This is a genomic window from Negadavirga shengliensis (genome assembly GCF_042652345.1).
Taxonomy (GTDB): domain Bacteria; phylum Bacteroidota; class Bacteroidia; order Cytophagales; family Cyclobacteriaceae; genus Negadavirga; species Negadavirga shengliensis.
In genome coordinates this window covers 122,843-137,089 of record NZ_JBHSJJ010000017.1, presented here as the reverse complement: position 1 = coordinate 137,089, position 14,247 = coordinate 122,843, and the positions used below count along the sequence as shown (strand labels likewise).

Below are 14,247 nucleotides of genomic sequence, written 5' to 3'. Positions count from 1 at the left end.
TGCTTATACCGGAAGCCCGCCACCTGCAAAACAGGTTATAATACTCGTCGTTGCTTATCTTTTTCATGATGCAACTATGCGATGTTTGCACCAGCTATGAAATATGGGGTTTATCGGACGGATACTGTTATCCTGAATTTTTACAACGCTTCCCTCAACACCTCATTGCATCTTATCTTGGTATCACAAAAGACACACTAAGTCGGGTGCGGAGAAACGCACTTAAGCAATAAGCTGTATCTCCACGTTTTTGTATTTTGTAGATATTTATCTATATTTTTTTTCGTCATTTGTCTACGTTTTTTCCTTTCCATTTGATATAGTTTTGTTTTTTAATTCTATTAAATTGTATCAAATGAAAAAGAAAACCAGTTTTTCAACAAAAGGACAAAGGGCTGATATAGGGGATTTAACAATTAATCGATTATTAGCGAATAGATATTCTGATGCCGTTGGTCCATTTGTGTTTTTGGACCATATTATTCCAAAAGTTCATTCGTCTTCTATGAATACCGGCACTGGACCACATCCCCACCGTGGCATCGCTACATTAAGTTACATCATAGAAGGAGAAGCGGAGCATTTTGATAGTGCCGGAAATTTTGCCAAAGTTTATTCTGGGGGAATTCAATGGATGAAAGCCGGAAGCGGAGTTATCCATGATGAAACGTTGAATGTTGACTCCCGAACCGGAACTAAGCGTACACACGCTTTTCAATTTTGGATCAATCTTCCCTCAAGTAATAAAGCTCAAAAGCCCGAATATTTGGCAATTCAAAGTGATGAGGTACCAAAAAAAGAGTTGCCAAACGAAAGTGGCTGGATAAAAGTAATTGTTGGAAGCCACGAAGATCTGAATTCCAAAATACCAAATTATTCGGAACAGTTCTTATATCATATCCATGTTGAAGCAGGTAAAAATTTCACCATTTCCATCAACGAAAAAATTGAAGTTGCGGCCTTTTTGCCCACAAGGACTGGGATACTTAACGATACTGAATTTCAAGCAGGGGAATTAGTAGAATTTGACAGAATTGCAGGTGAGATAACGATTGAAAATAATTTGCAGGAAGCCACGGATATCATTTTATTTGGTGGTGAACCCTACACAGAGCCAATCGTGGCCGAAGGCCCTTTTGTGATGAATAGTCTGTCTGAGATAGGAGAGGCGTACCGCGACTTTTATGCGGGGAAATACGGTGAGATCAAAGGCAACTAATAAATCTACAATTAAAAAATGGGAAATAAAGAAACCGTATTGAAGGCTATGAATGAATTGTTTCACGAAAAAGACAGTACAGCCATAGGCCGTTATTGGCATGAATCATACCTACAGCAGAATCCATCTATGACCATGAAGGGAACCATACGCCTCATAGTTTAAAGGTTGATGAGGGCGTTATATTGACATTATTATAAAAAGAGAACCAATTTCAAGAAAATTATGGAAGCACATGAATATCCAAACGGAGAAATTACCATTCTTTGGAAACCAAAATTATGCATTCACTCGGGGGTATGTGTAAGAACTTTGTCAAAAGTATATAATCCAAAAGCACGCCCCTGGATAAAAGTAGGGAATGCCACCACACAGGAACTTATTGACCAAGTTGCAAAATGCCCCTCCGGAGCATTGAGTATAAAAAAGGATGTTCCAACAAGGGAATGATATGCAAAAGAGATATATTGATGTAAAAGCAGAGCAGCAAGATTTATTGAATGCAGACCTTGTGATCATGCAACATCCATTCTTTTGGCATGCCGCTCCTCCATTGGTAAAGCAATGGATAGACTTGGTGCTGGCACACGGGTGGGCTTATAAACTCATCTAGTTCAAATGGCAGCCCTTATTCGCTTTTCAGCACCTCCGCCGGATCACTTCCCGCCGCCTTCATCGTCTGCGACCCAATCATAATGAAGGCGATCACCAACACCATAAATAAGCCAACGAACATCTCAACGATCTGCACGGGTGTATGGTAGGGAAAATTCGGGAGCACAACTTTTTTGAAGAACAGGTAAGTTGCCGGCAGGGCAATGAGTGCCGATATGGACAACAGCAATAGAAAATCGCGGCTCAACAGGTATATAAGGCTTTCCGGGCTGGCCCCCATTACCTTTCGGATGCTGATCTCTTTTAGTCTTGTCTCGGTAGTGAACACCACCATTCCGAACAACCCGAGCGACGCGATAGAAATAGCGAGGAACGAAAGGAAGCCGATGATCTTGATTATGACGGATAATTCGCTGTATGCATCTTCTATTGCTTCCTCATAAAATTTTGCCTGAAACGGATGCACACGATCGATTTTCTTCCATGCGGACTCGATCTTGGCCATGGTCTCCAGCATGTCATTGCTCTGTATTTTGGCATTAATGGTTGCCGGGTCTTCGGGCGTCCAAAACATGAACGCCACCGGCTCAATGAGGTTATCCACTTTGCCATAATGAAAGTCTTTGATCACCCCTACAATGGTCATCTTGCGCCCATATCCCCTGAAATTGCTGAAAGTAATCTCCTCTCCGACCGCTTGCTCGGGATCGTTATCCCCGATGTTAAATCTTTTTAAGAGCTGTTGGTTCACGATCACTTCTCTGACTGCTTCGGCTGTGGTGGGCCGCGCTATAAAATTCCCCCCGGCAATGAGCTTATAGTCATGCAGCGCAAGATAGTTTTCGTCAACGTTGTTGGTCATGACAAGCGCTGAGTCTTGTGAGTCTTTGTATTTCATAAATCCACCCCAGGCATTCCCGATACTGGTGACTATTACCGACCGTGACAGGTCAGTTACTTCCGGCATCGCACTCAGTTCCTTGTAAAGCACATCGGGGTTATTCCCCTGCATATTGATGTTCAGGATATTTTCCGTGTTGAATCCCAAGTCAAAAGCAAGTATGTCTTTATACTGCACATAGCCGACGGCGGTTGTCGTAATAAAGATCAGGGTGAGCGTGTATTGGACCACCACCAAAGCACGTCTGAATGGTACGTGTTTGAATACCCTCACCGACGACCCATTCCTGAATGCATCGATCGCGCTGACTTTTGAAAAAAACAGTGCAGGTATAAGGCCTGCTACAATACCAACAATGACGGCAAAAACAATAAAGGCCAGCATCATGGATGGAGTCAGCTCAAGCTTCACAAGACGCTGCATCTCCGGAGCCATGTTGACCAACTGCGGCCGCAATGCAAAAAATATAATGTATGAAAGAAGAAACGCAACCATCGAGATCATGACCGCCTCGGTGAGGAACTGTTGCCATACCTGGCTCTTATTCGCGCCGATCACTTTGCGAAGGCCTATTTCCTTAAACCGGCGCATGGCCCGAGCTATTGAAAGATTGGTATAGTTGAAACTCGCCGATAATATGACAACGAGTGCAAGGCCGCCAAGTACCCAAAGCAATTTCGGCGGGATGTGGGGTCCCACAAAGTGCTGTCCCTCGGAGCGGTGAAGATTCTCTCCGACGACGATATCATATAGAGGAAGAAGCTCAAGTTGGATCGTAGTATTTTCATCTGCGGAATTTTCCTCCCTTGCAATGGCATCAAGCTGCGACTGGACCGAAGCCCTATCGGCATCTTCCTGCATCAGAAGGTAGACATAGTTTGACCACATGTTTGTCCATTCTTCAAAATCTTCATCGGCTTTGCTTCTTTGTTCAAATGTGGCAAAGGACACCAGTGCTTCGAAGCTGATGTGAGAAAAGAAGGGAACGTCCTTTATTATTCCGGTCACCTGATAGGCCAGCGTATCAAATTGGATCACCTCGCCGAGGGCAGATTCGTTGCCGAATAGCTTCGCTGCTGCCGTCTCCGTGAGAACGATCGAATAAGGATCTTTCAATGCAGTGTTGGGGTTGCCTTCAAGCATCGGTAAGGTAAGGATCCTGAACAGCGAAGGCTCCGCCCAAAAGCCATTGATAGGGAGAATATTGTCTCCGACCCCCGCATCGGCCGAAAAGCCGTCACCCAAAATAGCCACTTCTTCAATACCGGTCACTTTCTCCCGGATAAGCCTTCCGGTCTTTATGGATGTTGATGGAAATTTGCTGCTTTGTTCCCGATTTGTCAGTACGTTGGTGATGCGATAGATCCTCTCACCATTCTCATTAAACTTGTCGTAGGAATGCAGGTCGAACAGGAATGCGATCAACAGTAACCCGACGGACATACTGATGGCAAGTCCAACAATATTGATGATCGAGAACAGCTTGTTGCGCGTTAAGTTGCGCCCCGATGTTTTGATATAGCTTCCAATCATGATCCAGTTGATAAAGAGGTTGACAAATTTTGGTGTTCGTACGGTATAACTTCTGAAGAACTTGAAAGCATCGATAATGTAGATCAGCTTCGCGCGACGCGGCCCGACGGATCGTACATTCCGCTCGAAGTATTCATTGAGGTCCCCGGTAAGGTCTTCCACAAGCTGGGGCTTACAATACCACGCTACAAACCGCTGTGCCCAGGAAGGCGGATGGTGTTGCCGTTGCTCTTTCATGCTACAATTTTTTCCAGACAAGCGACGGTATTCTGTCCCACAGCTGATCGCGCATCGACTTTGCGCGGACCAATGCTGCCTTTCCCGGCACAGTGAGTTGATAGTATCTTTTGCGTTTACCACCACGCGCCTTCGTCGCTTCACCCAGATGGCTTTTTACAAGCCCCTTCTCTTCGAGGCGGTTGAGCACCGCGTGCACCACGCCAAGTTTCACTGAACGGCCCGTGTGATTCGAGAGCTCGTCGCATATAGCCACGCTGTAGGCTTCCTTCATCAGCGCGGCAACGGTGAGCAGCACCAGTTCTTCAAATTCTCCGATGTTTGTACCCTTCATCTCCGTTATTAATTTCGTAAATGTATGTAAAACATTTTTATTATACATACAAAATGTGATTAAATTAATTAAAAGTCAACTACATGGGGAACTGCAGGGAACTGGCGCCCTCGACAAAGTCCGGCGCCCACAGGAGGAAATCCGGCACCTCGAGTATTATGAAGCCCGGGCCGCTCTCAAAAGGGGGCTTGGGGTCAAGAATAAGAAAAGCAGGAGAGATGTATAGAATGGCTGACGGGGTTGCCCCGAAGACCGTGCATGCCTTGTACCATCCGACGTATGTTGGATAGTGTGTTGGTAGCTCGGCGTAACAGAAAAATCCTGGATTTGCGCAGACCGGAAAACGGAGTTCAAGAAGAAAAGCAGAAAATATACCAGCAAAGCATATCTGACCAGCAAATTGACCAGAGAGATTTCAAAACCACGCTGCAGTTCCGATGGTCAGACATACTTTATTTACCCATAAAGTACTCCTTTATAACATACCAGGCCTTCTTTTTATCGCCCTTTTCGGACAACAATCCCTTTCTGTTGTAGCCTTGCTGATAGACAGCATTCATCCTTCCCGGTGATCTGTAATCAAACAGCAGCCAAGGACACACCCCGACGAGATTGGGGACGGTACTGAACATTTCCACTTGATCAGCATAAATCTTCTCCTGATACCCCTCCGTCCAGTAAGCGGCTTTATCCCCGGGACCATCATTGCTTCCATAGAGGGCTTCGCCGCCAAATTCGGAGATGAATATGGGCTTATCGGGGAACGCAACGTTCCATTGGGTTTCTGAGGGCTTGCCTTGCCACGGCAGGTACCAGCCTATATACTCATTGATCGAAACAATGTCGGAATGAAGGTAGAGTGAATCCTTTACTTCAAAGGTGTTGTTTTGGTAAAGTTGTGTGTTCGTCACATGTACAACCAATCTGGTGGAGTCGGCAGCCCTGCATTTCTGTGTCAGCGCTATCAGGGCATCGTTCCTTCCGGGTGTACCTGAATATGTCTCGTTTGATAAGGCCCAGACGACGACCCCGCTTCTATTTTTGTCCCTGCTGATCATTTCGTTGAGCATATGCTCCATCTTCTGTGGCAACAAGTTGTCAGAAAACTGGATATGTTGATACACCGGCAATTCGCTCCACACCATCAAGCCCATTTTTTCAGCTTCCCTCACCATGCTTTCACTATGTGGATAGTGGGCCAGCCTGACCAGGTTGCAGCCCAGTTCTTTGGCAGCGCCGAGCAACAACCTGGCATCCTCTACTGAATAGGCCCTGGCTCCTTTGTAAGGGTTTTCCTCATGGATATTCACCGCTTTAAGGAATATCGGCTGTTTGTTGAGCAGAATTTCATTTCCCTGTACCTCTATACTCCTGAACCCGATTTGGTCGATAACAGTGTCCGTTTCACTTTCGATGATCACTTCGTAAAGCTTGGGGCTTTCGGGTGACCAAAGTGCAAAGTCAGAGGAGAATTCAATTTTGGCAAAACCATTTTCGTCAGCTTTTGTTGTAAAGACCTTGTTGAGTTCCGGAACCCTTATTTTAACCTTTTGGGATAATGTTGTCCCGTTCAACCGGATCCATCCCTTCACCGTATTTAAGCTTCCTTTTTTCAATTGGATAGAATAATCTTCGATAAAGGTACCGCTGGTTTCAATCAGGTCGACGTCCCGGGTGATGCCTCCGTAGTTGAGCCAATCGTACCCTTTCCCAGGCAATCCGTTTTCTTGGCGTCGGTTATTGACTTTAACGATAAGGGAATTATTTCCCTCTCTGACCTTATCTGATAAAAGCGGTTAATACCAATATCCATTCTTTTTTTACTACAGTAATATTTTTCTTAGTATTTTCCATAATCGAGGTTCCATACAACAGCATGCAAAAGGGATCAGCCCTACTGGATCAGGTTTAGTATCCGACAATCAAAATCCGGCTGATTTTACTACTCACAGTGGACAAATCAGGATTTAATGTCTGTAAATACGAACTGAAAGTTTGAGGCATGCAACAAGCGGTCGGGGTAATTTTACAGATATGTTTGCAAATGCTTTTTAAAATAATCACCACTATCCGCTACACTTTTCATGGGGCTGTGTGCAAAGTTTCCTCCCTGTTCAAGGTAATAAAATTCAAGTCCGGACTCATCGGGATCCGGAAGTATTTCACTGTAGTTTATAGAACCATTTCCCAGTTCAGTATAATCTTCTGTCTCCCTGTCCATATCCTTTATGTGCCACATCACATAACGTCCGGGGTGATTCCTTACCAATTCTTTGGGGGAATAATTCGAAGAACGCACTACCCAGTAGATATCCATTTGGAGTTTTACAAGCTCGGGGTCTGTTTCTTTCAGTATGGTGTCGAAACCATTTTCGCCATCATGATCTATAAATTCAAAGTCATGGTTGTGATAAGCAAACCCTAATCCGGCTTCAGTTACTTGTTCACCTATCAGATTGAGTTTTTCAGCCATCAATTTGAAATGATTCATGGTGCGTTGTTCAGGAGCCAACCATGGCCAGGTAATGTATTTCATATCGAGGATATGAGCCCCTTTTATGCACTGATCTACAAACCGTTTTAGTTCATCATCGGGTTTATCGAGGTATGGAGCAAACCCAAAATGCCCGCTGGAGACGGTAATCTGAAGATCTTCCAGTATTTTCCTCAACTCCGGAGATTTATACCCGTAAAACATCTCTTTTTTTTCATCAAATCCAAAGATCTCAAAATCCTGATACCCCATAGCTTTTACCGCGTGTAAGGTGGCAATGGTATCTTTCAACATCTCTTCATGAATCGTGTAGAGTTGGAGCCCTATTTTATACTTAGGTTTCCCAAACATTGAATACCCCATTACGGGCAATAATGAGGTAGCTCCCAAAGCTCCTATGGACTGTAGAAATTTTCTGCGTTTCATATATCTGTTTAATTTTGATTAAACATTTGTTGTTGTCAACAGTCAGTCATATTTTTTTGAATAATGTTCAATATAGAATTTGTCTATCAAATATTTTTCCCGCCAAGATTTGCTTAATTTGTCTAAAAGAATCCCTTCTGCAAACCCTACAGAATAGAAACAAACCCTTTTAGTTTCATCCAGTTTATTCTGAAGAAGGTTTTCGATTTCGTTTTGGTACATTTTTGATTTATACTCAGGAAAAGAGATGAAGTCAGGTAATGCCACCATTTCTTTTGACGGGCTGTAATTTTCAAGCAGTTCCAAAAAATTATATTCCGTGTACTTGGCTAAACCTTCCTGCCAAATTTGAAAAGACAAATAGCGATAATCTGTGTCAGAAAGTATTTTTCTTAATTTTCTTCGTTCTGCAAAGTATTTTTTCAGATTGGATTTATTCCCTTGTGTTACCGCTTTATAAAGTGCTTTGGTATATAGTTCATACTGTTCCATTACGGGCAAACTGTCATACGGAAAGGGATAGTTTAACATCCACTTTCCAGTTTGGTCGCCACCGGAAAGGTCAAGATCATCCACGCTTTTAAAATATTCAGGGTCGGTCATTTGATATTGGTGAAAATGTTCGTGAAGCAAGTATATTACCCATTCTGTTGAATTTGTGTTTGTGTTTTCGGGGGTGCCCACTACGCTGCAACTAAGTCCGTTTACCGCTGGAAAGGTGGCGAGAATATGAGGACTGAACTGTGTTTTACGATAATAGATATTTGTTTTGAGAATGTAGTCCGTTCCTAACAATTTAAAATCAGATGAAGGATTCGGATGATTTATTAGAAACTCTGTACTGTCCGTTACCAAAATAATTGCAAACGGAACAGTGCTGTAGCCCTGGAATAGTTTGTCGCCAAACTCAGTTGAGATGGCCATTGCTTCTTTGATACGAATTTTATCGGCATGCCTTAGTTCGGGCAATGATTGCCCGAATGAGCTACTGCAAATTAGAAGTGTTAGAAGGAATAGTTTAAATTTCATAGAGTACTCCAGTAAAAGCAATCATTATTAAACCAGTAATTACGGCACCGGCTATACAAATACCCACGGTTTCCTTAATATATTTTTTTCTGAGTTTTGTTGCATCCTCTCTTTCCTGTATTTTTTCTAATTTCTCTGTTCTTTTTATATAGTGTACACAGGAGATATGTGCAAACAGGCATAAAAGCGAAAGCGTATAATAGGGAATAAAAAATAGCTTTTCAGGATAGATGTTTGCGACACTTGCAGCAAAATAAAAGTCAGTATCTACATTCCATTCATAACGTCCCAGCAAAACTGCGCGCACGTGATAGATCATAAAAAAAGAAAGATACAAACCGCTTAGCACCTGTATCACAACATAAAGCGGCTGCTTTCGAAAACCCTTTTTAAACACAAGTATTACGCCGCTGATAACCTGAAAGACCACACACGACAGCAGAAGAACTTCAACGGGCCAAAACCTGTAAACATGGCGGAATAAATTCATTACAGTAATGTGCAGCTGAGGTCCGCCCAATGCAACCAGGTGATTCGTAAGATGTAATAACAGGAATAATGCAATGGCAATACCCGATAAATGATGTAATTTTTTAATCGTTTGGTTCATATGAAATGTCCATGAATTATCTCTTGTTTGCGTGATCATCGGGAGAAATATTTTGGTTTGTGGCTGCTGCCGGTACAGCAGACCACGCGTACGGCAATGTCGGGTCTTCTTCAAAATCAAACCAATCGAAATCAGCAGGGTTGGTATTGGCATTGCCGTTAGTTATCATAGGTTATTATTAATTGGAATGTGAAGGTAATTCGTTTTGATACTTTTTATGCGTGACGTAAAACCTGACAGACTTAATGTTACTTTGTCAAGTAGGATTGAAACTGACAGGTTTCTGCCTGGTGAAAGGTGTTGTTTAGGCTTTCCGGTCACAAAACCTGTCAGGTTTTGCATTGTTTTCAAGTTATGGCAAAGTGGATCAGTCTATTGCCCGGATGAGCGCATCCATCGTACGCTGGTCTTTTACAGCATAATTCTGCCTGTCCAGAGCACCGCCCGTATCCCACCAAAAGGGGATCAAACCATTGGCCACGGCCTGCTTTGTCACATAAGTGATCCAATGATCCACGGAGTTGTTATGTGTCTCCAAGTCTTTAGGTACATGTTGGTTATTATCACGCCTGTAAGCCCCGTACTCACCCAGAATTACCGGGATTCCGTTGTCAACAAATTGCTTCTTTGCCAAACTAAAAGACTGGTCCACAGCATCTTCTTCTCCATAGGTAGCATTACGGTCCGGTTCAATGGTTGAATGATACCCATTTCCCCAGTAGTAGACCATATTTCCCCAACTTACGTCTTCTGCCAGGAAGCAGAATTGGGAAGGTGTATAATAATGTACTTCAGCCATCAGACGGCCCTCTACCACATCCGCGGGCATATTCATCATTTCGTGGCTCTTTTCAATATTGGTATCGGGTCCCTGAATCACGAGTACCCTGTTGCTGTTCCTTCCGCCTGTAGCCCGAACAGCATTGACGAAGGTCTGGTGATAGGAATGAAGTGCCTCCATCTGGACAGCATCATGGACGTTTGGCTCATTGGCGCTGGCAAACATCAGGTGCTCATCAAAATCTCTCATCGCTGTAGCGATCTGTTCCCAATAAGCTTTTTGTTTGGCATTCACCTCATCTTTCTTTGCAGGCGTGCAATTGTTTTCCAACCAGCCGCCGTCCCAGTGGATATTGAGCAGCACATACATGTCATTGTCTATGCAATATTCTACCACTTCTTTGACGCGGTCCATCCATTCTTGTCCTATTTTTGCTGTCGCCTGGTCTGAATACTGATCCCAGGCACATGGAAGGCGAATGGCATTGAACCCCAAGTTTTTAACCGCGGCAACATACTCTTTTGTGATATCCGGATTACCCCAAGCATTTTCGCCACCTATAGCTTCCAAAGTATTACCGATATTCCATCCCAGCTTCATCTTGGCCGCAAGCTCTACTGCGCTGCTGCTCATCCCCGTCGCATCGGGCGGCAGCGGAGAACTATTGTAAGACGGGTAAAGCGTGGAAACCTGTGAGACGGTAATCCTCCTGGCCTGGCCGTTTGGCGAGGTGACATTTAATATCGTGGATCGGGTGAGACCGGTGTTGTTGGGCGATGTGGTCAGTTGGATGGCAATACTACCGGGATTACCGCTTGTCTGGCTTATCTCCAACCACGAAAGTGCAGAATTGGCGATATTCCACTGGTCATTGGATGCAATGGTGATTTCTGTTGTGCCACCTTCTTCGGAAAAGGAAACTTTTGTAGGGGAAACTGAAAGCTCCGGATCAATAGCATCGATTTTGCAGGACATAAGCGACACTATCGCCATCAGTAAGCCAAAATCTCTGATAGTACGTCTGATTTTTATTATTTTTTCAAGCATAAAGTTAAAATATGTCTGGTTTATTTTCCCGGCCTCAGCCGACCGGCAATCGGGACTGACTCTAAAGAGAAGAAAAAAGATCAGCCCATTTCCCCGTTAGGAAAAAAGGAGGGAAATGGGTTGATTTTTTGGAAATCAGAAAGTAAGATCACTCAACCGTGTAAGTTGTTCTTACCACCCTGAAATTATCAAAGGCGGCATTAAAGCCCGTACTGGTTTTTGCAGCGCCATAATTGTGTATATAAACTAATAAGTTGCCCTCCGTAGTCCCAGTTCCTCCAAATAGCTCATTAATGCTTGTGACGGGAGCACCTCTGCCATCACCAAGTGTCGCATCATTTTTAAGGAAAGAAGAGAGAGGAATGGTTACCGTTTGCCAGCCTTTTGTTGAATAAGGTGCAATGATCTGCCAGGGTTCATTCCTTACCATAAAGTTACTGTTTGAGGTTTTGATACAAAGGGAGCCACCGTTCCAGGGATCAGGGATGCTGACTTCAAATTTGAGAGCCCAACCAGCCACCGTGTCACTAATGTTTCCCACGGGTAGCCACTGTGTCGACCCGATACGGACCGCATGACTCCAATCAGCGCCCTCACCCGGATTCAATGCATTCGTTTTTAGCACCATGTACTGGGTTGAATTGCCGGGAAAAGCCGCACCATACGGCGGCCAGTCGGAGTTGGGATCTCCACTGTGAAGTTCCGCACCTCCCCACCATTCATAGCCAAAATAATCGCCCCACTCGAAATTCGCGATTAATCCTGTAGCCACATCGTTCACATTGTAGCCTGTCGTGGCTGTGCCTGAACCGGTTTTCACTTTTACGGGGCCACTTTGACTAAGCGCAGGGGCAATAAAGCCAAGGGATGTACCATCAGCGGATAGTCTGAGTTCCGGAATCGGCTCACCGGCAAAAGTCACCTCTTCAACATAAAAGAAATTGGCCCCATAAATGTAAACTGAGTCTCCCTCATTTGGAATTTCATACGACACACTTGCAATCGCAGGGGGGTCAATAGCAAAGTCAATTGAATACGTATAAGTTCCTCCTGCGCTTACCACGGTGATTTTATTCAGTTCTTCTATGGGCACCGACTGGAACGGAATAGAAGGTATCTGAACCACGATATTTGCATCAGTTAAAAAGGTACTGTTGATGGACGCCTGAACACCGCCAAAATAGACCTGGGAAACCTCCCTTAAGTTTTTTCCATGTATCACCACCCACTGACCGGTAACCATTTCAGTGATTAATGTGTCGTTGGGGGATGCGTCATAATTTCTAACGCTAGTGATGAGCGGCGCCGGTAGGGAGTCCTCCTTCTCACAGGCAAACATCAGGGTCATCATTACTGCCGCACAAGCCAGCAGTAATCGATTCACGTATTTATATCTAGTCTTTTCCATGATAGATTCTTTATGATATTAGAATGAATAAGGTACCGGAGGCTCCAACAATTTAGGATTGGCAGTCACCTCGATTGAAGGCAATGGGAAAGTAAAGGTATTGCCATTCGCCGGGGTTATTTCACCGAAAGGGTTATTGGGTGTAGCAACCCCATTTTCATAATCAAACCGTACCCTTCGTTCGTTATTGAGAATACCTATCGCCTTTGGGGAATTATAGTAAGAAAGCCTCACCAGATCACTCCAAAAATGGCTTTCACCGGCCAGTTCGATTCTCCTTTCCTTCAGCAACATGTCCGGATCGATCGAGCTAACGGGAGCAAGCCCTGCTCTTCTACGCACTTCGTTGAAGTAAAACAGCGCATCCGCATCTGATGTAGCGGCATTGTTGCCCAGAATGGCTTCCGCATATAGCAGGTACACATCCGCCAGCCTCAATATGGGGTTGTGCTGTGGAGAAGAAGTCAGGTTCATTGTAGGACTCCCATTATCCGCATTGGTACCTACGATATGCTTCTTCAAACCGGAATGACCATTGAATGTAAAACCACCTCCCGCGGCATTCAGCTCCGGATAGTGATCCCCTCTCAGCATAAAAGTGGCCTTGCGTCTGATAGAGTCCTCCTCTGTGTACAACTCAAACATATCTATTGTAGGCCCGATGCCAAACCAGCCCTGACCTCCACTGGGCGCTATATCAGCCCCACCTGAAGAATATATCTGAAGCATGTTGCCTTCCATCCAACCAAGACCCGGAGACCATTGCAATGAAAATAGTGACTCCTGATTATCGTTATATTCCGTTCTGAACAAGTTGGCATAGTTGTCCAGCAACGTCAGGCCACTGTTTTTGCAGACATTGCCGGCTAATTGTTTGGCCATCTCAAGCATGTCCTGGTCGCGTTGGCCAATCCCGGCAGAATTCAGGCCGGCCCAGGTCAGGTATATTTTAGCCAACATCCCTTGTGCGGACCAGGTGGTAAGCCTTCCTTTGGTATCGAAAGGGGGAAGGTTTTCTACCGCATAAGTCAGGTCATTGACCACAAACCGGTAAACGTCGTTAACCTCGTATCTCGGAACCAGGGGAGAAGTAATCAGCTTGGTGTTATCCTCTATGATCGGAACTGCCCCCCATAACAAAGCCAGGTTATAGTAAGCATATCCCCTTATAAACCTTGCTTCCGCAATGGCCGCGTTCCTGTCACTTTCGGATAAAGAGGCAGGTGCATTCTCCATAATGCCTTTAATGGTCGCATTGCAATGCCCAATGATATTGTACATGGATTTCCAGTTCGCAACCATGATCCCGTTCAATCCGGTCACGGAAAAGGTGATGAGCTGCACCGCATCGCCCCAATAACCTACGGCCATATTGCCACTAAGCACATCACCGACCGGCAGGTAGCTGGTGTAGGTCCATTCCGCCCATGGCCCACCACCATACAATGCGGCTGTAGCCAATCTCAGGTCATCTCTGGTCTGATAGAAATTTTCTGAACTGATCTGCGCCAAAGGCGGCCGGTCCAGAAAGTCCTCACCGCAGGATATCAAAAGTCCTGCAAATGCGAGATAAACATATATTATTATATTTTTCAATTTCATGGTTCAGCTAT

15 protein-coding genes are annotated in these 14,247 nt (G+C 44.6%); 5 read left to right on the top strand and 10 right to left on the bottom strand.

The features are described 5' to 3' along the window. Positions 1-355: 355 nt before the first annotated feature. Genes ACFPFU_RS22100 through ACFPFU_RS22085 form a run of 4 tightly spaced genes read left to right on the top strand, consistent with a single transcriptional unit; the run spans position 356 to position 1,832 of the window. The gene (locus ACFPFU_RS22100; RefSeq protein ID WP_377068233.1) at positions 356-1,219 is read left to right on the top strand and encodes a pirin family protein; all 864 of its coding nucleotides are present in this window, start codon (positions 356-358) and stop codon (positions 1,217-1,219) included. 18 nt (positions 1,220-1,237) lie between these two features. Beyond that, positions 1,238-1,384, top strand: coding sequence for a hypothetical protein (locus ACFPFU_RS22095; protein WP_377068231.1), 147 nt, complete (start codon positions 1,238-1,240; stop codon positions 1,382-1,384). Between the two features lie 60 nt (positions 1,385-1,444). Further along, positions 1,445-1,669: a (4Fe-4S)-binding protein gene (locus ACFPFU_RS22090; RefSeq protein WP_377063358.1), complete on the top strand. Its 225-nt coding sequence runs from the start codon at positions 1,445-1,447 to the stop codon at positions 1,667-1,669. A gap of 1 nt (position 1,670) precedes the next feature. After that, positions 1,671-1,832 carry an NAD(P)H-dependent oxidoreductase gene (locus tag ACFPFU_RS22085; protein WP_377068230.1) on the top strand — a complete coding sequence of 54 codons (162 nt, stop codon included), beginning with the start codon at positions 1,671-1,673 and terminating at the stop codon, positions 1,830-1,832. Between the two features lie 15 nt (positions 1,833-1,847). On the opposite strand, the gene ACFPFU_RS22080 is transcribed toward ACFPFU_RS22085, so the two are convergent. Then, positions 1,848-4,505, bottom strand: a complete 2,658-nt coding sequence (locus ACFPFU_RS22080; RefSeq protein WP_377068228.1) for an ABC transporter permease — start codon at positions 4,503-4,505, stop codon at positions 1,848-1,850. A 1-nt stretch (position 4,506) separates the two neighbouring features. Then, positions 4,507-4,839 (bottom strand): PadR family transcriptional regulator, encoded by a 333-nt coding sequence (locus ACFPFU_RS22075; RefSeq protein ID WP_377068237.1) that lies wholly within the window; start codon positions 4,837-4,839, stop codon positions 4,507-4,509. Positions 4,840-4,922: 83 nt separating this feature from the next. Between ACFPFU_RS22075 and ACFPFU_RS22070 the strand changes: the two genes are divergently transcribed. Beyond that, positions 4,923-5,129, top strand: coding sequence for a hypothetical protein (locus ACFPFU_RS22070; protein WP_377068226.1), 207 nt, complete (start codon positions 4,923-4,925; stop codon positions 5,127-5,129). A gap of 162 nt (positions 5,130-5,291) precedes the next feature. On the opposite strand, the gene ACFPFU_RS22065 is transcribed toward ACFPFU_RS22070, so the two are convergent. The 8 genes from ACFPFU_RS22065 to ACFPFU_RS22030 form a co-directional block, all read right to left on the bottom strand. Then, on the bottom strand, positions 5,292-6,557 hold the full coding sequence (locus ACFPFU_RS22065; RefSeq protein ID WP_377068224.1) for a glycoside hydrolase family 2 protein: 1,266 nt from the start codon (positions 6,555-6,557) through the stop codon (positions 5,292-5,294). 308 nt (positions 6,558-6,865) lie between these two features. After that, positions 6,866-7,759, bottom strand: coding sequence for a sugar phosphate isomerase/epimerase family protein (locus ACFPFU_RS22060; protein ID WP_377068222.1), 894 nt, complete (start codon positions 7,757-7,759; stop codon positions 6,866-6,868). A 42-nt stretch (positions 7,760-7,801) separates the two neighbouring features. Beyond that, positions 7,802-8,788 carry a hypothetical protein gene (locus ACFPFU_RS22055; RefSeq protein WP_377068220.1) on the bottom strand — a complete coding sequence of 329 codons (987 nt, stop codon included), beginning with the start codon at positions 8,786-8,788 and terminating at the stop codon, positions 7,802-7,804. Then, a complete protein-coding gene (locus tag ACFPFU_RS22050) occupies positions 8,778-9,398 on the bottom strand; it encodes a succinate dehydrogenase/fumarate reductase transmembrane subunit (RefSeq protein ID WP_377068218.1) in 621 nt (206 codons plus the stop codon). The genes ACFPFU_RS22055 and ACFPFU_RS22050 overlap by 11 nt, the downstream gene beginning before the upstream one ends. A gap of 16 nt (positions 9,399-9,414) precedes the next feature. Then, positions 9,415-9,567: a hypothetical protein gene (locus ACFPFU_RS22045; RefSeq protein WP_377068216.1), complete on the bottom strand. Its 153-nt coding sequence runs from the start codon at positions 9,565-9,567 to the stop codon at positions 9,415-9,417. Between the two features lie 198 nt (positions 9,568-9,765). Next, positions 9,766-11,226, bottom strand: a complete 1,461-nt coding sequence (locus ACFPFU_RS22040; RefSeq protein ID WP_377068214.1) for a cellulase family glycosylhydrolase — start codon at positions 11,224-11,226, stop codon at positions 9,766-9,768. A gap of 148 nt (positions 11,227-11,374) precedes the next feature. After that, entirely contained in the window at positions 11,375-12,634 is a 1,260-nt protein-coding gene (locus tag ACFPFU_RS22035) for a glycan-binding surface protein (RefSeq protein WP_377068212.1), read from the bottom strand. An 18-nt stretch (positions 12,635-12,652) separates the two neighbouring features. Next, entirely contained in the window at positions 12,653-14,236 is a 1,584-nt protein-coding gene (locus ACFPFU_RS22030; RefSeq protein ID WP_377068210.1) for a RagB/SusD family nutrient uptake outer membrane protein, read from the bottom strand. Between the last annotated feature and the right edge of the window lie 11 nt (positions 14,237-14,247).

Bases quoted from the DNA above. Each gene is read 5' to 3' on its own strand.
- ACFPFU_RS22100 (WP_377068233.1), top strand. From the start codon at position 356: ATGAAAAAGAAAACCAGTTTTTCAACAAAAGGACAAAGGGCTGATATA.
- ACFPFU_RS22095 (WP_377068231.1), top strand. From the start codon at position 1,238: ATGGGAAATAAAGAAACCGTATTGAAGGCTATGAATGAATTGTTTCAC.
- ACFPFU_RS22090 (WP_377063358.1), top strand. From the start codon at position 1,445: ATGGAAGCACATGAATATCCAAACGGAGAAATTACCATTCTTTGGAAA.
- ACFPFU_RS22085 (WP_377068230.1), top strand. From the start codon at position 1,671: ATGCAAAAGAGATATATTGATGTAAAAGCAGAGCAGCAAGATTTATTG.
- ACFPFU_RS22080 (WP_377068228.1), bottom strand. From the start codon at position 4,505: ATGAAAGAGCAACGGCAACACCATCCGCCTTCCTGGGCACAGCGGTTT.
- ACFPFU_RS22075 (WP_377068237.1), bottom strand. From the start codon at position 4,839: ATGAAGGGTACAAACATCGGAGAATTTGAAGAACTGGTGCTGCTCACC.
- ACFPFU_RS22070 (WP_377068226.1), top strand. From the start codon at position 4,923: ATGGGGAACTGCAGGGAACTGGCGCCCTCGACAAAGTCCGGCGCCCAC.
- ACFPFU_RS22060 (WP_377068222.1), bottom strand. From the start codon at position 7,759: ATGAAACGCAGAAAATTTCTACAGTCCATAGGAGCTTTGGGAGCTACC.
- ACFPFU_RS22055 (WP_377068220.1), bottom strand. From the start codon at position 8,788: ATGAAATTTAAACTATTCCTTCTAACACTTCTAATTTGCAGTAGCTCA.
- ACFPFU_RS22050 (WP_377068218.1), bottom strand. From the start codon at position 9,398: ATGAACCAAACGATTAAAAAATTACATCATTTATCGGGTATTGCCATT.
- ACFPFU_RS22045 (WP_377068216.1), bottom strand. From the start codon at position 9,567: ATGATAACTAACGGCAATGCCAATACCAACCCTGCTGATTTCGATTGG.
- ACFPFU_RS22040 (WP_377068214.1), bottom strand. From the start codon at position 11,226: ATGCTTGAAAAAATAATAAAAATCAGACGTACTATCAGAGATTTTGGC.
- ACFPFU_RS22035 (WP_377068212.1), bottom strand. From the start codon at position 12,634: ATGGAAAAGACTAGATATAAATACGTGAATCGATTACTGCTGGCTTGT.
- ACFPFU_RS22030 (WP_377068210.1), bottom strand. From the start codon at position 14,236: ATGAAATTGAAAAATATAATAATATATGTTTATCTCGCATTTGCAGGA.